Consider the following 23,097-nt stretch of genomic DNA (forward strand, 5'->3'; position numbering starts at 1 on the left):
CATAGTTAAATCCCTTGCTTGCTACAGTATATAGTATTCATTAGCGTATAATTTGCAGCATTTACGATAGAGTAATATCTTTCTGTTACCCCCTAAATGGAACACTAAATTAGGAACCCTGAATTTTTTGGTTATGGATAAGTTGATTAAGAAACAAAGTAAGCCTGTAAAGCTGACGATTGAAGAAGTTTTGGGTGACGATGGAACGCTTTCAAAATTAGTTGATGGCTATGCAGCGCGACAAGCGCAAATTGATATGGCTCATCAAGTTAATGAACTTATTGAAGAGGAAGATACCTTATTAGCTGAAGCAGGGACTGGAACAGGTAAAACCTTTGCTTATCTTGTTCCTGCACTGTTATCAGGAAAAAAAATTATTGTTTCAACAGCCACTAAAACACTACAAGAGCAGCTTGTTCGTAAAGATTTGCCCATACTCTTTAAAGCCTGCAATGTTCCTGGCAAAGCCAGGTTATTAAAGGGGCGGGATAATTATGTTTGTCCTCAACGATTAGAGTTGACTGAGACAGTGGAGCAGCACAGTCGTCAGGATTGGAAAAAGCTTTCTGAAATCAGAAGTTGGGTTGACAACAAAACCCTGACGGGAGACAAGGCGGAGCTTGAGTCAGTAACTGAAAGTGATCCTATTTGGCGAAAGGTTTGCGCTAGAATGGAATTTTGTCAAGCTACAGAATGCCATCAAGACTCAGGTTGTTTTTATCCTGTCGTGAAACAAAAAGCAACTGAAGCGCAGGTGTTGGTGGTAAATCATCATCTGTTTTGTGCTGACTTATCGCTTAGAGAGCAAGGCTTTGGTGAGTTATTGCCAGATGCCGATGTGTATATTTTCGATGAGGCTCATCAGCTACCTGATATTGCGGCTCAGTTTTTGGGGTTTTCAATTTCACGGGGTCAGCTTGAAGAGCTAGCAAGAGATATTAAACAAGCGCAAAAGCTAGAAGCACCTGAAAATAAAAAAATTTACGATTATGCGGCTCTCTTAGAAGAACAAATAAAACTCATTAATGATGCCCTGGGAAAATGGGAAAAACGTTGGACTTGGAATCAGTTAAATGATGAGAAGGTTTTTCAAGTCGCCATAAAACGCTTTATGGACTCCTTGAAAATTACCATTGATGAGTTAAAACAAGTTGTTGAACGTGGTAAGCAGCTGACGGCGGTTCATAAAAGAAGCCAAGATTTGTTAGCACAAACTAAAGATTGGTTAACGAGTCAGTCAGAGAATAAGATTCGCTGGATAGAGTCCTCTCAGGCTCGTTTTAAATTTAACATGACCCCTTTAAGTGTCGCAGCACCATTTTCTCGTCAAAGAGAGAGTATTGGTGGCGCTTGGTTGTTTACCTCCGCGACTTTGAGTGTGGCAAATAATTTTGACTATTTTGCTAAGCGTTTAGGGTTAAGTGATGCTAAAACAAGCTGTTGGTCAAGTCCATTTGATTATCAAAAACAGGGTTTGGTATATCATCCTATTGGTTTACCAGAACCAAGAAGTTCAGAGTACACCAAGGTGCTTTTGCGAGCCGCTTGGCCGCTATTAAAAGCAAGTCGTGGCTGTGCCTTTATGCTGTTTACCAGTCATAAGGCAATGCAAGAGGCAAAAGCGATTTTAGAGAGTCATTGGGATGGCAAGTTATTAGTGCAGGGGGATTTACCTAAATTAACGCTTTTGCAACGTTTTAAAGAGTCGGAAAACGCGATCTTGCTAGGTACAAGTAGTTTTTGGGAAGGTGTGGATGTCAAAGGGGATGCGCTAAAATTAGTCATTATAGATCGTATTCCATTTGCACCTCCAGATGACCCGATTGTACAAGCGAGAGAGGCTTTTTTGAAAGAGAAAGGATTAAACGTCTTTGTTAACTTTCAACTTCCTGAGGCGGTTATCGCGATGAAGCAAGGCTCTGGTCGTTTAATTAGAGATATTGAAGATTCTGGTGTGTTAATGCTGTGTGATCCACGGTTATCATCAAAAGGTTATGGAACGACTATACGCAATAGCTTACCTGACTTTCCTTGGGTTTATGATGCTGAATCAGCTATAAAAAAACTCTCTTAAATTGACCTTGATTTACAAGGTTTAACCGCTATTTGTCGTTTGTCGGTTTTGCGTAACATAAATAGGCTAACAGTATAAAATGTTACAGGGTCAAGCGTTGTGCTCTGTATCAAAATAAAAGAAAGAATAAGGCAGAACAAAAATGTCCAGAATACAATTACCTTCGGTTCTAGCCGTCGAAACCTCTACACAAGCCTGCTCAGTAGCTCTCATTTATCTTAATAAAGAATATGTGCGTCACGAGTTATTGCCTCAAAAGCATGCTCATAGGGTGCTTGAAATGATTGATGAAGTGATGCAAGAGGCGGGGATTGATCATCAAGAAATTGACTTATTGGCTTATGGTGAAGGGCCAGGTGCTTTTACAGGGGTGCGTATAGCCTCTGGAGTAATTCAAGGTCTTGCTTTAGGTTGGGATAAGCCTGTTTTACCTGTTTCATCTTTGTTAGCAATGGCAGAAAATGTTTTCTCAAATTACTCTGATACAAAGGATATCAAATGGTGTTCATTATTGGATGCACGAATGAGTGAGGTCTACCTCTTACAAGGTGACTTTACCGCTAAAACCAAGACAATCAATGCAATAAAACCGATTTTAATATCACCTAAAGAGGTCGTGAATTATTTACCTCAAAAAGAGCCTTGTATTGGTGTAGGGGATATAGAGGGGGAATATCCAGAAATATCAAATCTATTTAACCTATGGTATTCCAAACTTCCTGAAGCGATTTCTATCGCCAGAATGGCACAAAATAGGTTTGTTGAAGGCAAAACATTGTTACAAGAAATTCCTAACCCTATCTATTTAAGAAATCATATTGCAGATACAATTGAAGAGCGCAAAATGAAGGCACAATTAAAGCAATCCTAAAGAGAAACTGCTATTTTTAATCAATAGTTTTAAGTTTACAGAAATGCTTAAAAATTAAGCAGAGATGAAAAAGTGTAAGACTTTATTGATGTTTTTTAAGTTAATATTTTATTACACACATGTTTATCCACAGTTAATGTGCATAACCTCTTTAGAAAAGTGGTCAAATGTCGAGGTAATAAAATGAAAAATAATAGTTATAAACGGATTTTAGTGGCTGTAGATTTTTCTGAAAACAGTGAAATAGCCATTAATAAAGCGCTACAAATAGCCAGATTAAGTGATGCAGAATTGCATTTAGTTCATTTTGTAGAAGTTCCAATTTATCCAGTGCTTGAAGACATTGCTGTGATGGGAATTCCTGGGTTGTGGGATGAAAGTATCACAAAAGATATGTTAGAAGCTTCTTCCAAGAAACTAAGTCAATTGGCTACAAAATTTAAAATTAGCCAATTTGAGAGTATGGCAGGTATTGCTGAAAATGATATTGTGGATTATGCAGAACGAAAAAAGTGCGATTTGGTTGTGATGGGGGCTCATGGTCTTTCTGGAATTAAACGTTTGATTGGTTCAACGACCAATGCCGTTATTAATCATGCAAATTGTGATGTATTGGCTGTACGAATTCATTCAGAAAAGTAAATTTAAAGCGTAAAGGTAATTGTACAGTGAGTGATGTGAGTAGGAAATTTAAAGTTACTATTGCAAGTTTGTTATTTCTGATTTCAAATTTTGTGTCAGCAAATAACTTTCATTTGGGCGAAACGATTTTTGTGTCTTATCCCGCGGCTAACATTAAAGATGATGCCTTTATTGTTGGAAAAATTAATAAAATTATGCCAAATGGGGATTATCAGATTGCGGTACTTGATTATGTAGAAGGCCATGATTACGGTGTTTCGTGTGTTCCCATGGTGAAAAAAGAGGGCGCAGAATCAGGGGGCTCTGATCTTAACCAGGTTTGGGATTTGTGGACAGACACAACAAAATTAGAAAAAGAAAAGTTAGATTATGTTGTTGCAAAAAAAGATGTATTGCAACTGGGTCATGGTAAAACCTATTTTATAGAACGAAATAATCTTTATATTGTATTTGGGCGATGGAAATCAGATGCACCTATGTTAAGCGCCGCACGCATTGAACAAGCCGAAAAACAAGCTAAAGCAAATGGTTTAGCCGATATGATTCCAGCTTTTGAGCTAGCGAAGTTACAACGAAACAGTTTTTATGGCGATTATGGTCGACCATTAATGGCGTTTGAAACGATTGCTCCACTTGTTAATGCGTTGCAAACGGTAGATAAACTCCTTGCAGAAGATCATGTTCTAAAGAAACACTGGTTTGCAAAAAATCGAAACTGGAAGGTTTTATCAAAAAATACAAGAATGTACTTTTTAGTTCAAGCGATAGATAAAATTGTTGAAGATGCCAAAAATCAAGTATACGAAGAGGGTTTGGAAAACGCTGCTCCAAAGGACTTAGAGCAGCTTAATCATTATTTAAAGGTTCTTTCCAGAAAATGAGTTCTAATTAGTGCTGATTTTTAAAACTTAAATTTTCTAAGGTTTATATTTATTCAAATTTAAATTTATTTTGAATGATGATAGTAGGTTTCATTGAGGTAGTCGGCAAGTTGTTCCACCTCATCTTCAAACATTCCAGTATTAAGGTTTTCATTACAAAAAGTAACCGCTTTTACTAGTTTAGGGTAAGAGTCTGTTTTGTTTGGATCGTAAGGCTTGCCAGCATGGCATTTCATGCAGTTTGCCGATTCATGTAAGGCCTTGCCTGGGTGTTCAGAAGCGTAAGCCATTTCAAAAAAAGACGTAAGCCCTAGCGCGGTAACGGATAAAAATTTTGCTATGTTCATTGGATTGTATAAATTATATGTATTCATAGTTGTAGCCCCGTTGTTAAAAGATTCTTTTCATTCATTTTAATGAATTTTTTGTACAGTACAATCAAAAAAATAGATGTGGGTTAAAAAGAAATTGATAATAAAAAACAACAGATTAGATCGACAGCGCATAAAATAAAGATCCCTAAAACAATTGATTTTAAAATATAAAATAAAGAGAAGATATGAGTGAATTAACTTACATTAAAGGCAAGGATGCTTGTTTAGAGAATTCAATAGCAAATATGCAAGCCACGCTGCATAAAATGGGCTTTGAAATTAAAGAAGCCTCTTGGCTAAATCCTGTAACAAATGTGTTTTCACTCCATATCCTTGATAAACGTTGCCCAGGACTCTTTACTAATGGTAAGGGAACGAGTAGAAAGTCAACCTTAGCCAGTGCATTAGGAGAGTTTTTAGAACGTCTTTCTACTAATTACTTTTTTTCTGATTATTGGTTAGAAAATCCACAGAATGCAAGTAACCAGGCCTGGTTATATTATCCTGATGAAAAGCGCTTTACAGAACATAATATAAAAGAGTGTTTAACACCTGAATTATGGTCATTTTATGATAGTACTAATGAATTAGGATTTAATGAATTACTCAGTTTTAACGACTCTCAAGAGAGTGTAGGAGCCATTAGGCTTGTGAACGCTCATACGGGTGAAAATGTGTATTTTCCAATGAATTTGTTGAGTAATTTATATGCGAGTAATGGCCTTTCAGCGGGAAATACAGCCTTAGAAGCACAAGTTCAGGGTTTGTCTGAAATTTTTGAACGCTGGGTGAAAAATAAAATATTAAGAGAAAATCTTTGTTTACCAGAAATTCCTAATGAAATTGTAAAGACATTTCCTGCTGTTGTTGAGGCGGTTAAAGCGTTGGAAGAGGCTGGGATTGAGGTTTCAATGCGTGATGCTTCATTGGGCGGGCTTTTCCCTGTGATTAATGTGACACTTTTTGAGCAAAAAACAGGGTTTTGTTTTGCTTCTTTTGGTGCTCACCCTATCTTTGAAGTGGCCTTAGAGAGAACTTTAACAGAATCATTACAAGGTAGGCATTTAGATAATCTCGATGGATTTCAAATGCCTGTCTTTGATGAATTTGCGGTTGCTGAAGATGAAAATATAGAAAATCATTTTATTGATTCAAGTGGCTTAATCCATGCTAATTTTATTTCAAAAAATTACGATTTTGAATTTGTTAATTGGGATTTTTCAGAGGATACTAAATCTCAATGGGATCGTTTGTGTGAACTTGTTAAGTCGCAAGGAACGGAGGTTTTTGTAGCAAACTATAATCATTGCGGCTTTGAAACTTGTCGAATTGTTGTTCCTGGTATGTCAGAAGTTTATCCCACTGAAGAACTAATAGAAAGCAACCAAAATGTGGGCAGGCTGTTAAGAGAAGCGTTGCTTGAATTGCCAATTTCTCAAGATTATATTGGGTTAGTTGAATTAATTGATGCATTAGGGTTAAGCGATCATCAGGGTGTGGCTTCTTTGATAGGATTGATGCCCGATCCAGGTACTTTCTGGGCTGAGGTAAAAGTAGTTGAATTGAAGTTTTGGGCACTTTTAGCCGCTCAAGAAGTTGAGGAGGCTTTTGAAGTCGTTCAAGATGTTGTTTACTATGTTAATCCCAATAGCCAGTGGATATTGAAATACAACGCCTTAAAATTCTCATTGGAAATGTTATTGCAAGATTGTGTTGATAAGAGTTCTACCGAATTACTTTTTGGTAAGGAGCTAAGTGACCAGGCCTGGTTGTTTATTGCAGGGAACTTGGTCTTCGATAATCAAAAGCTAGGGACTGAAATATTTACAACCAGCCATAGACACCAAGCTTTATTAGAAATTTACGCCCAAGCACAGGCTAATAAATTGGCTTTAAATGGATGGTAATAGAGTAATAGGCTTTTATGTATAAAGGGTCTATAAAAAAGCGCATTTGATCGAATGCGCTTTTTTGTTATTTATGGTTAATACTCTAAATTAAAAATCATAAATTAACGTTAATATGGTTTGAGTATCCGTTTTTTTCGTGCCTGTGGCAGGGTTGTCGTTATGACGGTATTTATAGGTTGCTTTTAAGTTCATCTTTTCGGCGACTTTAACTTTGAAGCCCGTATTACTCTCTAATTTAGTATTGTTTTCTCCAGAAGTAATGGCGAAATCTTGAGTAAATTTAACCTGCTCATTAATCTTATGGCTAAAATCCAGTTTGGCAATTCCAACCGTTTGAGAATCTGATTTAACACCATCTGTTACGTAATCAGTGTTCTGATAACCTAAACCTAATTCACCATTAAGTAGGGTGGCTTCTGTTTTATACAGTGTTTTACCTAGACCTAATGAAAATGTACTGTCTAATTCAATGTCAGAAAATTCATTCTTTTCAAAACGACCACCAACAAAACTGTAGTAACTTTTGTCCGCTGAATAGTAACGATTTCCTTGCAAGTCTATAAGGTAACGTTCTTCAGTTTGTGTACCGTTTTCAGACTTGTAATTTGCTTCAATTAACGATTTTAAAGTGTATCTTTCTTGCGTGTATTTAAGTTTTAAAGCACCATAAAAAGAGGTGTTGACGGTATTGCCTGTGCTGTCGCTGAAACCAAGTTCTCCAGAGCCTGAAAGCCCATTTTTATCATCAGCATGGGCTTGGGGGTTTATGGATAATGCGATGATGCCTAAGGTAAATAGTGATTTTATTGTTGTGTTTCTCATAAAGTAGTCCTAACCAGGGTAGTAAAGAGTTTTGTTTATAGGATCATAAAAATATGTCCTGATTTCATGAAGTGTTGGATTTTAAAGGCAAAATTAATAAACGCAACCCTTGTGGTTATTCTCTTTGTATTAATTTGGAATGAAATGTTTTTTAAAAGAAAATTTATAAGCAATTTATCCATTAAATATGCATTTTTGGTAAAATGTCGTGAATTTAATCACCCTCTAATACTTGATTGTATTGCTTAAGACGGAATAAAAAGAATATGAAACTTGATTTTTTAGATTTTGAACAACCTATTGCTGAACTAGAAGCTAAGATTGATGAATTACGTCATTTGGATGGCGGTGATATGAATTTATTACAAGAAATCTCTGCTCTTGAAGAAAAGAGTAAGAATCTAACGGAATCAATCTTTAAAAAATTATCTGATGTAGAAATCGCTAAGGTTTCACGTCACCCACAAAGACCTTATGCATTAGATTACATTAATAGTGTTTTTACTGATTTTAAAGAATTGCATGGTGACAGAGCGTTTGCGGATGATGAGGCGATTGTTGCTGGTATAGCCCGTTTAGATGGACAATCGGTTATGGTAATCACTCAAGAAAAAGGTCGTGATACAAAAGAAAAAATTCGTCGTAATTTTGGTATGCCGCGACCAGAAGGGTACCGTAAGGCACTACGTTTAATGAAAATGGCAGAGCGTTTTGGTTTACCTGTTGTTACCTTTATAGATACTCCAGGTGCTTACCCTGGTATTAATGCTGAAGAGCGTGGCCAAAGTGAAGCGATTGCTCGCAACTTAATTGAGATGTCTGAGTTAAAGGTACCCATTATTTGTACGGTGATTGGTGAAGGTGGTTCAGGTGGAGCCTTAGCGATCGGCGTGGGTGATGTCACAATGATGATGCAATACAGTACCTATTCGGTTATTTCTCCTGAGGGGTGTGCTTCAATTTTGTGGAAAAATGCCGCTAATGCGGCGGATGCAGCTGAAGCATTAGGGATTACGGCAACTCGTTTAAAATCATTAGGTTTGGTTGATGAGATTATTCCTGAACCATTAGGTGGTGCACATCGTAACTATGAACAGTCTGCCCAAAATGTTAAAAATGCACTAATCGCTCAGTTGAATGCGTTAAAGGTTAAGCCTGTAGATGAATTAGTCGCAAGTCGCTACCAGCGTTATATGGATTATGGAAACTTTGAGTCTGCTTAATTTATCTAACGGACTTCAAACTTTGAAGCACCTCTAACTTCTAAGAGGTGTTTATGTATAGTGATTTTCCAGATTCGTCCTCTTTAGTTTCTTTGCCCGTAACTAAGTTCCTTTCAAATATTCAAAATAACTCAATTTTGTTTGTTGCCTATAGCGGAGGCTTGGATTCAACGGTCTTATTGCACTCTATCTATCATAATCAGATTAGATTAAAAAAAAATCTTAGGATTATGGCTGTATATATTGATCATGGTCTTCAAGAAGAGTCGGCTTTATGGTCAAAGCATTGCGATGACTTCTGTCGCGATAAAGATATCGATTTCATAGGCTTAAAAGTAGTTGTTGAGTCAACCTCAAGGAAAGGGGTTGAGGCTGAAGCTAGAAGACTACGCTATCAAGCTTTTTTAAAAACCATAGATGATTTTGCAAAAAATACATGGTTAGGTAATATCTACCTTCTTACGGGTCATCATCAACGAGATCAAGCTGAAACGGTTCTATTAAATCTTTTTAGAGGTTCAGGCGTGAACGGTTTAGCGGGGATGCCAGCTGATCGAACCTTGATAACAGATAGTGGCGTTTTGGTTAGTCATGTTCGCCCGATGCTTAATACTTCTTATGACGACATTGTAGAGTACGCTCATTACCACTCTTTACCTTTTGTGACGGATAAGACAAATATACAAACAGAATTTAAACGTAATGCTGTTCGGCATAATGTTTTACCCATCCTTGAGGCCAGCTGGCCAAAGGCTATTGATGCTTTATCCAAGACCGCTCAGCATATGCAGGAAGCGTTGGTTTTATTGGATGGTTATGCTGAAGAATTTTTAAAAACCGTTGATGATTCAGCTTATTTTATTGAGTTGCAGGATTTTTCAGAAGTTTCTTGGGTTAAGCAAAAAAACAACATTCGATATTGGTTTAAGCTTCATTGGCCTCAAATAGTACTCAGTGATGTTCATTATCAATGGATTGAAAAGTCCTTTACTAATTATCATAAGAGCCAAAATCACAATTATCGTTATCAGTTGCCAGAAGGTAGTTTGAGGTTTTATCAAAATAGGCTTTACTACTTCATACATGAGCCAAGATTATTTAGTGTTCAAATTGCTTCAATTGCAGATTTAAATATGAATCCGTCTCTGGAAGGAGAAGGAATGTTTTTTGATATCAATAGGGTAGATGGTTTATCAAATATGACTGTAAGGTCTGTTTTACCTACAGATAATCTTCAGAAAAAAGCTTTAAAGCGCTTTTTTCAACATAATAAAATCCCTAAATGGGAGCGTTCTGTCTGGCCTGTTTTGGAGGTAGATGGCGTGGTCATATCTGTTTTAGGTTGTATCGATTGTTTGTCTGGTTTAGCGGGTAAATCAATAGAAGTAAATCAGGCTAATGCTGTTAGAGTTGATTACAATCAGCTCTTAAAATGGTGGGGTGTTTTTAACTGATTGTGACCCTAAAAAGGTTTTAAGGTTTGATATTTTAAATCTTAGTTTTATTCGTGTGTTAAGAACGTATCAAAGTGTAATTAATTCATTGCTGAAAGCAGTGTATTAAGCTATAATTCCCTTCCATTCTGATACCTTCAATCGTAATTTCAAAACTTCAAAAAGTGTGTGTTGATGACTAAATTTATTTTTGTAACAGGTGGTGTTGTTTCTTCTCTTGGAAAAGGCATTGCAGCGGCATCTCTTGGTGCATTATTAGAAGCGCGTGGCCTTAAGGTCAGTATGCTTAAAATGGATCCATATATTAACGTTGATCCAGGAACCATGAGTCCTTTGCAACACGGTGAAGTGTTTGTTACTGATGATGGCGCTGAAACGGATTTAGACTTAGGTCATTACGAGCGTTTTGTGCAGCGAAACTTTACGCGTAGAAATAGTTTTTCTACGGGCCAAGTTTATGAAACGGTAATTCGTAACGAGCGTCGTGGTGACTACTTGGGTGGAACAGTTCAAGTTATCCCGCATATTACAGATGAAATTAAAAATCGTATAAAAAAAGCAGCCGCGGGATATGACGTTGCTCTTGTTGAGGTGGGTGGAACTGTCGGTGATATTGAGTCATTACCTTTCCTAGAAGCCATTCGTCAATTAAGTATTGAAGTAGGTCGTGATAGAGCATTGTTTATGCACTTAACATTACTTCCATACATTGCAGTTGCTGGTGAAGTAAAAACCAAACCAACACAACACTCTGTAAAAGAGTTACGTTCAATTGGTATTCAGCCTGATATTTTAATTTGTCGTTCAGAGATGGCGCTTGAAGAGAGTGAAAAACGTAAAATTGCACTCTTTACAAATGTTGAAGAGAAGGCTGTTATAAGCTCTTTGGATGCTAATACTATTTACGCTGTTCCAAGAATGTTGCATGAGCAAGGTCTTGATGAATTGGTTGTCAAAAAACTAGGGATTGATGCTCCTGCTGCAGATCTTTCTGACTGGGATGAGGTTGTGAGTGCTCAGTTAAATCCAGCTAAGTCTGTAGAAATTGCTATGGTCGGCAAGTATGTTGACTTGACTGAGGCCTATAAATCTTTGATTGAATCTTTGATTCATGCTGGTATTCATACCAGTACTCGAGTAAATATCGATTATATTGATTCTGAGTCTCTTGAAACAGATGGTATTGACGCCCTTAAAGATAAGGATGCTATTTTAGTCCCTGGTGGTTTTGGTGAACGTGGTGTAGAGGGTAAAATTCTAGCCATTCAATACGCCCGTGAGAATAAGGTGCCTTACCTTGGGATTTGTTTAGGTATGCAAATGGCCGTGGTTGAGTTTGCTCGTAATGTTGCTGGGTTAAAGAACGCACATAGTAGTGAACTTAATGCTGAAACGCCATATCCAGTAGTTGCTTTAATTACCGAATGGACTGACGAAGATGGTAATAAAATTGAAAGAACAGAAGATGCTGACTTAGGGGGTACGATGCGCCTTGGTGGTCAGAACTGTATTTTAACGCCAGATTCAAAACTTCGTGAAGTGTATGGTTCTGATATTATTCGTGAAAGACATAGACATCGTTATGAAGTAAATGATGGCTATGTACATAAATTGGAAGAAGCAGGCCTGGTCATTTCTGGTCGTTCAGAAGATGGTAACTTAGTTGAAACGATAGAAGTAAAAGAACACCCTTGGTTTGTTGCGTGTCAATTTCATCCAGAGTTCACATCAACACCTCGTAATGGGCATCGTTTGTTTTCTGCGTTTGTTCAAGCTGCCAATGCTTATAAGGAAAAAGGTTAATTAAATGAATTTATGTGGTTTTAATGTTGGTATAGACCAACCTTTTTTCCTTATTGCTGGCCCTTGTGTTATAGAGTCTGAACAATTAGCAATTGATACGGCAGGCCAGCTAAAAGAGATAACAGAATCTTTAGGTATTCCATTTATCTATAAATCTTCTTACGATAAAGCCAACCGTTCTTCGACTAAAAGCTTTAGAGGTTTAGGGGTTGAAGAAGGTTTGCGTATTTTACAAAAAGTAAAAGACGAAATTGGTGTGCCTGTTTTAACGGATGTGCATGAAGACACGCCGTTAGAAGAAGTCGCTTCGGTGGTTGATGTGATGCAAACGCCCGCATTTTTAGTGCGCCAAACCAATTTTATTCAAAATGTTTGCCGTCAAGGCATTCCTGTCAATATTAAAAAAGGTCAATTTCAAGCACCTTGGGATATGGATCAAGTTGTCGCTAAAGCGCATGAAGTGGGTAATGAGAATATCATGGTGTGTGATCGCGGTACCTCTTTTGGTTATAACACCTTAGTTTCAGATATGCGAGGTTTAGCTTCAATGCGTTCTACAGGTTGTCCTGTGGTGTTCGATGCAACACATTCGGTACAGCAACCAGGTGGACAAGGTACCACTTCTGGTGGACAGAGAGAGATGGTTCCAGTGTTGGCTAGAGCTGCAATTGCAGCGGGAGTTTCAGGTGTTTTTATGGAAACACATCCAGATCCAGCTAATGCATTGAGCGATGGTCCAAATATGTGGCCAATTAATAACCTAAAGCCTTTATTAGAAACGTTAAAAATGCTAGATGATGTTGTTAAAAAACAAGGCTTTATTGAAAACAGTTTATTATAAGCAGAGTGTATTGCGTAGTTGAAATTGTCATTTACACGTCATATAAGCTCGTTAGAATAATTAAGATTAAATAGAAATTAAAAAGAAGTAGGAAGTTAGAATGTCATTAATTAAAGATATTAAAGCACGTCAAGTTATTGATTCACGCGGTAACCCAACCGTTGAAGCCGATGTTATTTTAGAAGATGGATCTATGGGGCGTGGTATCTCACCATCTGGAGCATCAACAGGTTCTCGTGAAGCGATTGAATTACGTGATGGTGATAAGTCTAAGTTTGGTGGTAAAGGCGTTCTAACGGCTGTTAATAATATCAATACCGAAATTAAAGCGGCTTTAATTGGTAAAGATGCGACTGATCAAGCGGCAATTGATAAGGTAATGATTGACCTTGATGGCACACACAATAAAGCCCGTTTAGGGGCTAATGCTATTCTTGCAGTTTCAATCGCAACGGCACAAGCCGCTGCAAAGTCTAAAGGGTTGCCTTTATACGCTTACCTAAAAACAGATACATACAAAATGCCAGTTCCAATGATGAACATAATCAATGGTGGTGAACACGCTGATAACTCAGTAGATTTTCAAGAGTTTATGATTATGCCAGTTGGTGCGCCAACGATGTCTGAAGCGATTCGTTACGGTGCGGAAGTTTTTCATGCACTTAAAAAAGTTCTTCATGATAAAGGCTATAACACAGCGGTAGGTGATGAAGGTGGTTTTGCACCAGACCTTAAGTCTAATGAAGAAGCGCTTACCGTTATTCTTGAAGCAATTGAAATTGCGGGTTATAAAGCAGGTGAAGACATCATGATCGCTATGGATGCCGCTTCATCTGAGTTATACAGCGATGGTAAATACACTTTAGGTTCAGAGAACAAAGTATTAACTTCAGAAGAGATGGTTGATCTTCTATCTAGCTGGGTGGATAAGTACCCAATTATCTCTATCGAAGATGGTTTAGACGAGTCTGATTGGGATGGTTTCAAATACCAAACTGAAAAAGATGGTAAACGTCTACAGATTGTTGGTGATGACCTATTTGTTACTAACCCTAAAATTCTTGCAGAAGGGATTGAAAAAGGCATTGCTAACTCTATCCTAATCAAAATCAATCAAATCGGTACTTTAACTGAAACGTTTGAAGCGATTGCGATGGCTAAGAAAGCAGGTTATACGGCAGTTGTTTCCCACCGTTCTGGTGAAACAGAAGATACAGTGATTGCTGATATCGCTGTTGCTACTGGTTGTGGTCAGATTAAAACAGGTTCTTTGTCTCGTACTGACCGTATCGCTAAATACAATCAGTTGATTCGTATTGAAGAAGAATTAGGTTCAGAAGCGGTTTACCCTGGTAAAGAAGCATTCTACAACCTTAAGTAATTACAAGTTACCAGGCCTGGCAATGTGAAAAAACTTTATCTTGCATTAGCTATCCTGATTGTAATTCTACAAGCTCGTCTTTTGTCCTCCGATGGAGGGCTTGGCGAGCTTTTTTCGTTACAGGAACAGCTAAAAACGCTTGAAAAATCACTCGAAGACCAGCGGCTTATTAACGCAAAGCTTGCTGAAGAGGTTAAATCTTTGCAGACTAATCCGCAGTCGATAGAGACCTTGGCAAGGCAAAATTTAGGCATGGTCAAAAAAGATGAGGTGTTTATCAAGGTGATTGAGTTGCAACCAAAAGAAAAACAAATTCAAACCGTTGATAATTCCGTGTTGGAGCCTCAGTCTAAGCAGTGATTAAGTAAATTACCTTTATATCAATGCGTTATGTTTTTTTAGTGCGTGGTTTTGACGGTTATTGTGCTTTTAAAAATACATTTACTGCGCCTGTACCGCCGTCTTTTTCTGGTGTGCTAGCAAAGCCTATGACCGACTTGGTTTGTCTAAGAATTAAATTCACTAGGTTTTTAAGAGCGGGATATTCCTCTTTTGAGTTATATCCTTTACCGTGAATAATTCGAATATAGCGAAGTTTTTCATAATAAGCGTGACTTAAAAAATCAATCATCTTTTTTTCAGCCTGTTCTACGGTTAATCCATGGAGATCTAGGCTGTGCTGAATATGAAAGTCGCCTTTTTTAAGTTTGGTAACCTCTTGTAAACGCATTCCTTTTTTATAATAGAGTAAAGCCTGAAACGCCGTCACTTTAGCTATTGGTTTACCCATATCAAGTTGCAACTCTTTATAAGAGGCATTTGTCTTATGTTGTGTACTGTTTCTTTTCTTAAGCTGTCTTAACAGCTCAGTTTGAGATTGTTTTTGCTTTACAGTATTGTGCACGGGCGGTTTGTTACTGGAATTTAATGGCGTAACATCTTGCATGGCCTGTAGAAAAATGGATTTATCTTCTTCTTGCATGGTTGAGGCTATATAATTCGATTATCTAATTTGTCGGTTGTCAGTTTTTTACAACTCACATTACTCATTTTAACTTAAGGTATTGTACATCATGAAAATCCTACTCTCTAATGATGATGGGTATTTTGCACCAGGCATTCAAACGGTTTTTCAAATGCTGAAACAGGACTTTGAATTTTCACGTTTAGATATTGTAGCTCCTGAGCGTAATCGAAGCGCGGCAAGTAATTCATTAACTTTGCTTGAGCCTTTAAGAATGGATTTGCATCCTAGTTTAAGTGATGATCCACGTTGTAGAGTTTTTAGTGTTAATGGGACGCCAACAGATTGTGTGCACTTAGGCATGAATGGTGCACTTGATTATCAGCCTGATATTGTATTATCAGGCATTAATGCGGGTGCGAATATGGGGGATGATGTACTCTACTCTGGGACGGTTGCCGCAGCAACAGAAGGGCGTTTTTTAGGTAAGCCTTCTATTGCCATTTCACTATGCGGTAACCAGTTTTTTGAAACAGCTTCTTCCGTTTTGCTGACTGTTTTAAATGATTTACCCAAAATAGCACTGACTCCTGACACGATTATTAATATTAATGTGCCAGATATTCCTTTAAATGAGTTAAAGGGCATTAAGGTAACACGTTTAGGTAAAAGACATATTTCTGAACCTGTTGTTAAAGAGGTTGATCCAAGAGGGCTACCCATATATTGGATAGGGCCTGCTGGTGTGGCTGCTGATGCAGGGGATGGGACAGACTTTTTTGCTGTTGAGCAAGGGTATGCATCTATTACACCACTCAAAATCGATTTAAGTCATTATGAAATGATGGACGCACTCCAAAGTTGGGAAAAAGGTCTTGTTATTTCTTAATACTGGTATGAATTCTTTTTTGTTAAAACCTCTGTTAGAACACGCATTATGAACTATCCAAACTTAGCATTTAAGGCCCATCAAGGCGTCGGTATGACCTCTCAGCGCACGCGTAATCGTTTAGTTGAACGGCTCATAGAAAAAGGTGTGCAAGATGGTTCTGTTCTTGATGCTATTAGAGTCGTCCCACGGCATCTATTTATTGATGAGGCGATGGCTTCAAGAGCTTATGAAGACACGGCTTTGCCAATTGGTTATGGACAAACGATTTCTCAACCTTGGGTTGTTGCAAAAATGACGCAATGGTTAATGTCTGGTCAACAATCTATCAACAATGTTTTGGAGATTGGTACAGGTTCAGGTTATCAAACAGCCATTTTATCGCTGTTAATCGATAAAGTTTACAGTGTTGAACGGATTCAACCTTTGTCGGAACGCGCTATCTCTACAATGGCTAAATTAGAACTTGATAATATTGAATTTTCTTTAAGTGATGGTCATTGGGGTTGGGCAGAAAAAGCCCCTTTTGATGCCATCATTTCAGCGGCATCGCCTGCAGAATTGCCAATGGAATTAATTAATCAATTAAAAATGGGTGGGCGTCTTGTCATGCCAATCGGTGAATCACATCAATTACTGTATGGGTTTGAAAAGACACCAACAGGTGTTGTTAAAACGTGTCTAGGAGAGGTTATGTTTGTTCCAATGAAGCAGGGGGTTGAGGTATGAAAATATTTACCCCTCTTTATGATCTGGCGCTTAAATGGGCCAAACACAAGCAAGCGCCTAAGTATTTGAGTGCATTAAGTTTCGCTGAGTCCTCTTTTTTTCCAATTCCTCCCGATGTGATGCTTATGCCAATGAGCTTGTCTCAACCTCATAAAGCATTTTATTACGCTTGGTTAACCACACTATTTTCATTACTTGGCGGTGTTTTAGGTTATTTGATTGGTTATTGGGCGATGGATTTATTAATGCCAACGATCCAGTCTTTAGGGTATGCACATAAGATAGAGCAGGTAAATACTTGGTTTTCAGAGTATGGCGTTTGGATTGTTTTTGCGGCAGGGTTTAGTCCAATCCCTTATAAACTTTTTACATTGACCGCAGGAGCGAGTGCGATGGCATTTGTTCCGTTTCTAATAGCCTCTCTGATTGGGCGTGGTGCAAGGTTTTTCCTTGTGGCAGGGTTAATGCGGTGGGGTGGTGAAAAATTTGAAGCAAGTATTCGAAAATGGGTTGACTGGATTGGTTGGACCTTAGTAGTATTAATCATCGCCTATATCGGCTATAAAATGTTGGGTGCTCATTAGCCGAAGAGTTTTATTTGTGGATATCAATTTTTGAATCAAAAAGCAGACTGTAAGCAGAACTTAAAATATGCCTTTAATCCAACTACAGCGTCTATCGCACTCCGTAATTTTTATTGTATTTTTCACTCTGCTAGGAGCTTGCTCCTCCCCGATTAAGTATGAAGCGAGAAATGGATCTAGCCAGGCTAATACCTCTTATAAGAGCTCTGCTGGTCAATCAAATCACTCTTGTCGTTCGCCATATGTGGTTGAATCAGGCGATACTTTAAGTGGAATTGCCTACCAATGCGATATTAACATGAGTGATATTGCTAAAATTAACCACCTTTTACCGCCATATATTATCTATGTAAAACAAGAGCTTGTTTTGCCTATGAATCAGAGTTTGTCTGCAGAATCCGTAACAGAAGCAACACCTACAGTGGCTGTTGATTCAAAACAATCCAACTCAACAAGCCTTGATAAAAAAGAACCTCATTCTTCAATAAAAATCTCTGAAAAATCCCATTCTGAGGGAGTGCAGGATACAAAAGAAGTTTCAGCCAAAGCGCTGACTCGCACAGAGAACCAATCTTTAAAAACGAGCATAAAAACCTCTAAGAGTAAAAAGTGGCAATGGCCTATGCATAAAGGGTTGTCGTATAAATATTTAAGGGATAATGCAGGGTTATCTATATTAGAAATTTATGGTGTGCCAGGTCAACAAGTCAAAGCCGTTGCACCTGGTAAGGTGGTTTATGCGGGCAACGGTATTATTAATTATGGTTGGATGCTTGTTATTAAGCATGATAATGATTACATGTCGATTTATGCGCACAATAGCGCTTTGCTTGTTAAAGAGGGAGATGGCGTTGACGCTGGTGATGTGGTTGCCTCGATGGGGGCTACGGGTAATACAAAGCGTCCAAAACTCTATGTGGAGGCTCGATACCAGGGGCGTAAAATTGATATTAAAAAGGTTTTAAAGCAGTAAAACTTGAGTTGTATTAATAAAGTTTAAAAAACGTTTTGTTAGCAATCTACCAGGCCTGGTAGATTGATTTTACTAATTGTTCATCTAATTATTCATCTAATTCAACTAAATGTATATCGTAATTTAGTTGGTCTCTTACTTATTCATAACAAGTGCTAAAACAATATCTCGATCTTCCGTTGTTAACACGTTATAAGTTCTACAGGCGGCATCATTTGCCATCACTTCTAAGCCAACACCTTTGGCGGCACAATAAGCAAAAAATTTGGGTTCAGGAAAGTTTTGTATTTCTCCAGTGCCCAGTATAATCACCTCTGGTTTCTTAGAAAGAAGGCTGTCAAGCAATTCTGTAGTCAATGAATCAATGGATTCGCATGGCCAGTTATCTTCGATTGTGGTTTGGGTTAAATAACAACTTTGTTTAAGAGTTATGTTATTTATTTTTACCAGGCCTGGTTCATAGTGTTTCACGGCATAAACATTTGAGTCACGGTGTTCCGTAAATTTCATATCGTTTTCCTATTATTAATTTTTATTTTACGGGTATATCGCCCATAAAATATTTCACTAATTATAACCAATTGTTACTACCTGAGTTTGACTCATCACTCTGAACTGTTTTTGCGATAGTTTATTGCTGAATCCATATTGTAAAAGAGCCCCTGATTAATTAGGCTTTAAATGCCTAATAATGGTGTTTTATCGGTGATTTTCAATTGACGAAAAAAATGGATGCTGTATCATTATTCCTTTAATTATTTTCCTCTCAAAAAACTGAAATAGAGCACCCAAAAAGAATGATGGGATAAAGAAAATGCAATGGTTTGTGGCATTTGTGTTTTTAGCTTAAGCAATTGAGACCTTGATAGAAGGCATACTTTCGTGGCAGACGATTTTCAAAGAATAAACAGACTACCTCCTTATGTTTTTAACATTGTTGGCGAGCTTAAAGCCGAAGCACGTCGTAGAGGTGAGGATATTATCGATTTTGGTATGGGGAACCCTGATCAAGATACGCCTAAACATATCGTTGATAAGTTAATTGAAGTTGTGCAGAGAGAAGGCACTCATCGTTATTCGGTATCGCAAGGTATCCCGCGTTTACGTAAAGCGATTTGTAACTGGTACAAAACCAAGTTTGATGTTGAGCTAGATTATGAAACCGAAGCGGTGGTTACCATTGGTTCAAAAGAAGGTCTAGCCCATTTGGCGCTGGCAACGGTCGATAAAGGCGATACGGTTTTAGTTCCCAATCCAGCCTACCCAATCCACCCTTATGGATTTGTGATTGCGGGTGCCGATATTCGCCACGTTAAAATGACGCCAGATACCTGCTTTTTTGATGAGCTAGAAAAAGCCATTAAAGAATCATGGCCCAAACCAAAAATGTTAGTGCTTAACTTCCCTGGAAACCCAACTACACAAACGGTTGAGTTAGACTTTTTTGAAAAAGTGGTGGCGATTGCTAAAGAGCATAATATTTGGGTTATTCACGATTTAGCCTATGCAGATATTGCTTTTGATGGTTATAAAGCACCCTCTATTATGCAGGTTGAAGGCGCTAAAGACATTGCGGTTGAATTCTATACCTTATCAAAAAGCTACAATATGCCAGGATGGCGTGTTGGGTTTATGGTAGGCAACAAAACCCTGGTTAACGCTCTAAAACGTATGAAGTCATACCTAGATTATGGCACATTTACGCCAATTCAAGTTGCCGCTATTGCTGCACTGGAAGGGCCGCAAGAATGCGTGCAAGAAATTTCTGACATGTATAAATCACGTCGCGATGTTTTATGCCAAGGGTTAAATTCTATTGGATGGAAAGTCGAACCTCCTAAAGCCACCATGTTTGTATGGGCGCCAATTCCAGAAGAATATAAGGCGATGGGTTCTATTGAGTTCTCTAAGAAATTATTGCAAGAAGCTAAAGTTGCTGTTTCACCTGGTATTGGCTTTGGTGATTATGGCGATGACCATGTGCGTTTTGGTTTGATTGAAAATGAACATAGAACACGTCAAGCCATTCGTGGTATCCGTGACATGTTTAGGAATGATGGCTTAATCAATCAAGAATAAATTTAAAAAAGAATAATCGTTAGGAAAGAAAATAGAATGAAGACTGTAAAAGTAGGGTTGCTCGGATTAGGTACTGTTGGTGGTGGAACGGTTGATATTTTAACCAACACTTTACCTGAGATTGAAAGACGCCTAGGTCAAAAAATTGAAGTAACGATTATTGCTGTTCGTGATTTAACACGTGCTCGTCCAGTAGATACTACGGGCATTATTATGACTGACAATACGCAAGAGGTGGTTAACCATCCTGATGTAGATATTGTCGTTGAGCTCATGGGCGGTACAGCTCTAGCGAAAACCTTGCTGGAAACCGCAATTAAAAATGGCAAACATATTGTTACGGCCAATAAGGCATTGATTGCAGAGCATGGTAATTCTATTTTTGCTTTAGCTAAACAGCACAATGTCGTTGTGAATTATGAAGCTGCAGTTGCTGGTGGTATTCCAGTTATCAAAGCGGTTCGTGAGGGTTTAGCAGCCAATAAGATTGAGTGGGTCGCAGGAATCATCAATGGTACGGGTAACTACATTCTTACGGAGATGAAAAAGCCTGGTGCAGACTTTGCCAAAGTATTAAAAGTCGCCCAAGAGCTGGGTTATGCCGAAGCGGATCCAACTTTTGATGTAGAAGGTATTGATGCGGCACACAAGCTGACCATATTGGCCTCCATCGCTTTTGGCATTGAGTTACAGTTTAATAAAGTTTACACAGAAGGGATCAGTAAGATTTCAGCTGATGATATTCGTTTTGCTCAACAGCTCGGTTATGAAATTAAACACCTTGGTGTGGCGAGTCGTGCAGAAAATGGTTTTTCTTTACGAGTTCATCCAACACTTGTACCTAAAGATGTCTTAATTGCTAATGTAAACGGTGTTATGAATGCTGTAATGGTTAAGGGGAATCATGTTGGACCTACTATGTACTATGGCCCAGGGGCTGGTGCAGGTCCAACAGCGAGTTCTGTGGTAGCCGATATTATTGACATCATTCGTTGGCAGAATCAACCACAAGAAGATCAAGTGCCAGCGTTAGGGTTTATTTCAAACCAGCTTGAATCAGCTCCAGTTGTCTCAATTGATGAAATTCAAACGTCTTATTATATTCGTTGTTTTGCTAAAGATAACTCTGGGGTCTTGGCTAAGGTGAGCTCTATTTTTGCCCAGTTTGATATTAGTATTGAGCTACTGCATCAAGAACCATCATCAGAAAAACCAGATGATGCAACCTTAGTGATGATCACGAACTCAATTAAAGAAACAAAAATTAATGAAGCCTTAGGCGCTTTAGCTGAGTTGGAAGAGATTGATGGTGAAATTCAGCGTATTCGTGTAGAAACACTGAATTAAAACAACCAGTTAATGGGCTTTTAATTAAATGGGTCTAGGTTATAAAGTCGGGCAAGCCCGGCTTTTTTATTGCAATAAAGAGGGATAAATTGTGGCAGAAGCCGTTACTCTATGGGCGCCTGGTTTACTGAATGCATTAAGAGTCAAAGAGGCTAGAGAATCGCTCGCAGAGTTGTCGTTACCAGGCCTGCAAACCTTGCTGGCTAAAGGTGATCATTTTGCTGTTAAACCGCAAAATTTTCACCAACAAGCCAGTTATCTGTTTCACCAACCTGAATGTCTTCCTATTGCTGCAACGAAAGCCTGTATCGAAGTTGAGGGTTTTGATTCTTCTCACTTTTGGTTAAGTGTTGATCCCGTGCAAATGATTCCCGATAGGGATACATTAGTACTGATTCCAAACAGGGATTTACAGATTACAGAAGACGAATCTAAGCAACTTTTGAGCAGTTTTAATGCCCATTTTGCAGAGGATGGGGTTAAATTGATTTGGGCTGGTGCCAACCACTGGTATTTATCGATTGTGCAGCCAGTTGATATTCATACGACACCTTTAGAGAAGGTGGCTTATCAATCTGTTAATGAGCATTATCCAACAGGTAATGCCGCACAATATTGGCGCCAATTGATTAATGAAACGCAAATGTTGTTCTATACGCATCCAGTTAATGAGGTGCGTAGAGATAAAGGCTGGCCTGAAATCAACAGTGTTTGGGTTTGGGGTGAAGGTAAGATTGATTTATCAAAACTTTTACCAAGAAACGATGCGCTAATCTGGTCAAATAACGCTTATTTACAGGGAATGGCTAAACTGACCGAGGCTCAATCAATGCCGAATATTACAACTTACCAGGCCTGGTTAGATAAAATAAACGAATTTAAAGGCTCAGAAAAAACTAAACATTTCATTTGTTTGGATGAGGTTGTGCATGATTTAGATAACCTAGAAATGTCAGAATGGATAGCCTTATTAGAGCAGCTGGAAAAGGAGTGGTTTGCGCCATTGGTTATTGCTTTAAAACAAGGTGTTATTGATTCATTACTCTTGGATTTAGGGCAAGAAACACGTACTCATCTGAAGCCAAGTCACTTAAAAAGGTTTTGGCGTTTTAATAAAAAGTTAGGAAATGGCTATAAGAGCTAAAAAACTATCGAGAATTACTGCTTCTATAAAAAGGTTTAACTCATAGAGTCTTTTACTTTAAATAATCACTGTAAAAAACATCATTAAATTCGAGTATAATTCGCGCTCATTT

The 23,097-nt window shown here is 38.2% G+C and carries 22 protein-coding genes; 18 read left to right on the forward strand and 4 right to left on the reverse strand.

All coding sequences use genetic code 11. The annotated features are described in order from the left end of the window. Nucleotides 1–133 precede the first annotated feature (133 nt). From A379_RS00690 to A379_RS00705, 4 genes are all read left to right on the forward strand, one after another. Nucleotides 134–2,074 (forward strand): ATP-dependent DNA helicase, encoded by a 1,941-nt coding sequence (locus A379_RS00690; protein WP_051144843.1) that lies wholly within the window; start codon nt 134–136, stop codon nt 2,072–2,074. Between the two features lie 142 nt (nt 2,075–2,216). After that, nucleotides 2,217–2,945, forward strand: a complete 729-nt coding sequence (gene tsaB / locus A379_RS12480; RefSeq protein ID WP_051144844.1) for a tRNA (adenosine(37)-N6)-threonylcarbamoyltransferase complex dimerization subunit type 1 TsaB — start codon at nt 2,217–2,219, stop codon at nt 2,943–2,945. Between the two features lie 183 nt (nt 2,946–3,128). After that, nucleotides 3,129–3,587 carry a universal stress protein gene (locus A379_RS00700; protein WP_040724955.1) on the forward strand — a complete coding sequence of 153 codons (459 nt, stop codon included), beginning with the start codon at nt 3,129–3,131 and terminating at the stop codon, nt 3,585–3,587. A gap of 26 nt (nt 3,588–3,613) precedes the next feature. Then, nucleotides 3,614–4,468, forward strand: coding sequence for a hypothetical protein (locus A379_RS00705; RefSeq protein WP_051144845.1), 855 nt, complete (start codon nt 3,614–3,616; stop codon nt 4,466–4,468). 65 nt (nt 4,469–4,533) lie between these two features. On the opposite strand, the gene A379_RS00710 is transcribed toward A379_RS00705, so the two are convergent. Then, the gene (locus tag A379_RS00710; RefSeq protein WP_232744792.1) at nt 4,534–4,842 is read right to left on the reverse strand and encodes a hypothetical protein; all 309 of its coding nucleotides are present in this window, start codon (nt 4,840–4,842) and stop codon (nt 4,534–4,536) included. A gap of 185 nt (nt 4,843–5,027) precedes the next feature. Here A379_RS00710 and ycaO point away from each other — a divergent pair, with 185 nt between their 5' ends. After that, nucleotides 5,028–6,749 carry a 30S ribosomal protein S12 methylthiotransferase accessory factor YcaO gene (gene ycaO / locus A379_RS00715; RefSeq protein ID WP_040724956.1) on the forward strand — a complete coding sequence of 574 codons (1,722 nt, stop codon included), beginning with the start codon at nt 5,028–5,030 and terminating at the stop codon, nt 6,747–6,749. Between the two features lie 90 nt (nt 6,750–6,839). On the opposite strand, the gene A379_RS00720 is transcribed toward ycaO, so the two are convergent. After that, nucleotides 6,840–7,574: a YdiY family protein gene (locus tag A379_RS00720; RefSeq protein WP_040724957.1), complete on the reverse strand. Its 735-nt coding sequence runs from the start codon at nt 7,572–7,574 to the stop codon at nt 6,840–6,842. A gap of 266 nt (nt 7,575–7,840) precedes the next feature. On the opposite strand from A379_RS00720, the gene A379_RS00725 reads away from it, so the two are divergent. From A379_RS00725 to A379_RS00750, 6 genes are all read left to right on the forward strand, one after another. Beyond that, nucleotides 7,841–8,797, forward strand: a complete 957-nt coding sequence (locus tag A379_RS00725) for an acetyl-CoA carboxylase carboxyltransferase subunit alpha (RefSeq protein ID WP_040724958.1) — start codon at nt 7,841–7,843, stop codon at nt 8,795–8,797. A 53-nt stretch (nt 8,798–8,850) separates the two neighbouring features. Beyond that, nucleotides 8,851–10,251: a tRNA lysidine(34) synthetase TilS gene (tilS, locus tag A379_RS12485; protein ID WP_051144846.1), complete on the forward strand. Its 1,401-nt coding sequence runs from the start codon at nt 8,851–8,853 to the stop codon at nt 10,249–10,251. A gap of 174 nt (nt 10,252–10,425) precedes the next feature. After that, nucleotides 10,426–12,054, forward strand: a complete 1,629-nt coding sequence (locus A379_RS00735; protein ID WP_040724961.1) for a CTP synthase — start codon at nt 10,426–10,428, stop codon at nt 12,052–12,054. A 4-nt stretch (nt 12,055–12,058) separates the two neighbouring features. Next, on the forward strand, nt 12,059–12,895 hold the full coding sequence (kdsA, locus tag A379_RS00740) for a 3-deoxy-8-phosphooctulonate synthase (protein ID WP_040724963.1): 837 nt from the start codon (nt 12,059–12,061) through the stop codon (nt 12,893–12,895). 100 nt (nt 12,896–12,995) lie between these two features. After that, nucleotides 12,996–14,276, forward strand: coding sequence for a phosphopyruvate hydratase (gene eno / locus A379_RS00745; RefSeq protein ID WP_040724965.1), 1,281 nt, complete (start codon nt 12,996–12,998; stop codon nt 14,274–14,276). A gap of 24 nt (nt 14,277–14,300) precedes the next feature. Beyond that, nucleotides 14,301–14,636, forward strand: coding sequence for a septum formation initiator family protein (locus tag A379_RS00750; RefSeq protein WP_051144847.1), 336 nt, complete (start codon nt 14,301–14,303; stop codon nt 14,634–14,636). A 58-nt stretch (nt 14,637–14,694) separates the two neighbouring features. Here the strand turns inward: A379_RS00750 and A379_RS12490 are convergent, their stop codons facing one another. Further along, nucleotides 14,695–15,258, reverse strand: a complete 564-nt coding sequence (locus tag A379_RS12490) for a Smr/MutS family protein (RefSeq protein WP_051144848.1) — start codon at nt 15,256–15,258, stop codon at nt 14,695–14,697. A 91-nt stretch (nt 15,259–15,349) separates the two neighbouring features. Here A379_RS12490 and surE point away from each other — a divergent pair, with 91 nt between their 5' ends. The 4 genes from surE to A379_RS00775 all read left to right on the forward strand — a co-directional run bounded on the left by surE (nt 15,350) and on the right by A379_RS00775 (nt 18,415). Next, nucleotides 15,350–16,129 (forward strand): 5'/3'-nucleotidase SurE, encoded by a 780-nt coding sequence (surE, locus tag A379_RS00760; RefSeq protein WP_040724968.1) that lies wholly within the window; start codon nt 15,350–15,352, stop codon nt 16,127–16,129. Nucleotides 16,130–16,222: 93 nt separating this feature from the next. Then, nucleotides 16,223–16,858: a protein-L-isoaspartate(D-aspartate) O-methyltransferase gene (locus A379_RS00765; protein WP_106381704.1), complete on the forward strand. Its 636-nt coding sequence runs from the start codon at nt 16,223–16,225 to the stop codon at nt 16,856–16,858. Then, entirely contained in the window at nt 16,855–17,442 is a 588-nt protein-coding gene (locus A379_RS00770) for a YqaA family protein (RefSeq protein ID WP_040724971.1), read from the forward strand. Before A379_RS00765 ends, A379_RS00770 begins: the two co-directional genes overlap by 4 nt. Before the next feature lie 67 nt (nt 17,443–17,509). After that, entirely contained in the window at nt 17,510–18,415 is a 906-nt protein-coding gene (locus A379_RS00775) for a peptidoglycan DD-metalloendopeptidase family protein (RefSeq protein WP_040724973.1), read from the forward strand. 135 nt (nt 18,416–18,550) lie between these two features. On the opposite strand, the gene A379_RS00780 is transcribed toward A379_RS00775, so the two are convergent. Then, the gene (locus A379_RS00780) at nt 18,551–18,925 is read right to left on the reverse strand and encodes an Mth938-like domain-containing protein (protein WP_040724975.1); all 375 of its coding nucleotides are present in this window, start codon (nt 18,923–18,925) and stop codon (nt 18,551–18,553) included. A 372-nt stretch (nt 18,926–19,297) separates the two neighbouring features. Here A379_RS00780 and alaC point away from each other — a divergent pair, with 372 nt between their 5' ends. From alaC to A379_RS00795, 3 genes are all read left to right on the forward strand, one after another. Next, on the forward strand, nt 19,298–20,494 hold the full coding sequence (alaC, locus tag A379_RS00785) for an alanine transaminase (RefSeq protein WP_040724976.1): 1,197 nt from the start codon (nt 19,298–19,300) through the stop codon (nt 20,492–20,494). A gap of 36 nt (nt 20,495–20,530) precedes the next feature. After that, nucleotides 20,531–21,841: a homoserine dehydrogenase gene (locus tag A379_RS00790; protein WP_040724979.1), complete on the forward strand. Its 1,311-nt coding sequence runs from the start codon at nt 20,531–20,533 to the stop codon at nt 21,839–21,841. 91 nt (nt 21,842–21,932) lie between these two features. Next, nucleotides 21,933–22,985, forward strand: a complete 1,053-nt coding sequence (locus tag A379_RS00795; protein WP_232744793.1) for a hypothetical protein — start codon at nt 21,933–21,935, stop codon at nt 22,983–22,985. The last annotated feature ends 112 nt before the right edge of the window (nt 22,986–23,097 follow it).

The sequence above is a fragment of the Thiomicrorhabdus sp. Kp2 genome (assembly GCF_000478585.1).
Classification (GTDB): domain Bacteria; phylum Pseudomonadota; class Gammaproteobacteria; order Thiomicrospirales; family Thiomicrospiraceae; genus Thiomicrorhabdus.

Bases quoted from the DNA above. Each gene is read 5' to 3' on its own strand.
- A379_RS00690 (WP_051144843.1), top strand. From the start codon at position 134: ATGGATAAGTTGATTAAGAAACAAAGTAAGCCTGTAAAGCTGACGATT.
- tsaB (WP_051144844.1), top strand. From the start codon at position 2,217: ATGTCCAGAATACAATTACCTTCGGTTCTAGCCGTCGAAACCTCTACA.
- A379_RS00700 (WP_040724955.1), top strand. From the start codon at position 3,129: ATGAAAAATAATAGTTATAAACGGATTTTAGTGGCTGTAGATTTTTCT.
- A379_RS00710 (WP_232744792.1), bottom strand. From the start codon at position 4,842: ATGAATACATATAATTTATACAATCCAATGAACATAGCAAAATTTTTA.
- ycaO (WP_040724956.1), top strand. From the start codon at position 5,028: ATGAGTGAATTAACTTACATTAAAGGCAAGGATGCTTGTTTAGAGAAT.
- A379_RS00720 (WP_040724957.1), bottom strand. From the start codon at position 7,574: ATGAGAAACACAACAATAAAATCACTATTTACCTTAGGCATCATCGCA.
- A379_RS00725 (WP_040724958.1), top strand. From the start codon at position 7,841: ATGAAACTTGATTTTTTAGATTTTGAACAACCTATTGCTGAACTAGAA.
- tilS (WP_051144846.1), top strand. From the start codon at position 8,851: ATGTATAGTGATTTTCCAGATTCGTCCTCTTTAGTTTCTTTGCCCGTA.
- A379_RS00735 (WP_040724961.1), top strand. From the start codon at position 10,426: ATGACTAAATTTATTTTTGTAACAGGTGGTGTTGTTTCTTCTCTTGGA.
- kdsA (WP_040724963.1), top strand. From the start codon at position 12,059: ATGAATTTATGTGGTTTTAATGTTGGTATAGACCAACCTTTTTTCCTT.
- eno (WP_040724965.1), top strand. From the start codon at position 12,996: ATGTCATTAATTAAAGATATTAAAGCACGTCAAGTTATTGATTCACGC.
- A379_RS12490 (WP_051144848.1), bottom strand. From the start codon at position 15,258: ATGCAAGAAGAAGATAAATCCATTTTTCTACAGGCCATGCAAGATGTT.
- surE (WP_040724968.1), top strand. From the start codon at position 15,350: ATGAAAATCCTACTCTCTAATGATGATGGGTATTTTGCACCAGGCATT.
- A379_RS00765 (WP_106381704.1), top strand. From the start codon at position 16,223: ATGACCTCTCAGCGCACGCGTAATCGTTTAGTTGAACGGCTCATAGAA.
- A379_RS00770 (WP_040724971.1), top strand. From the start codon at position 16,855: ATGAAAATATTTACCCCTCTTTATGATCTGGCGCTTAAATGGGCCAAA.
- A379_RS00775 (WP_040724973.1), top strand. From the start codon at position 17,510: ATGCCTTTAATCCAACTACAGCGTCTATCGCACTCCGTAATTTTTATT.
- A379_RS00780 (WP_040724975.1), bottom strand. From the start codon at position 18,925: ATGAAATTTACGGAACACCGTGACTCAAATGTTTATGCCGTGAAACAC.
- A379_RS00790 (WP_040724979.1), top strand. From the start codon at position 20,531: ATGAAGACTGTAAAAGTAGGGTTGCTCGGATTAGGTACTGTTGGTGGT.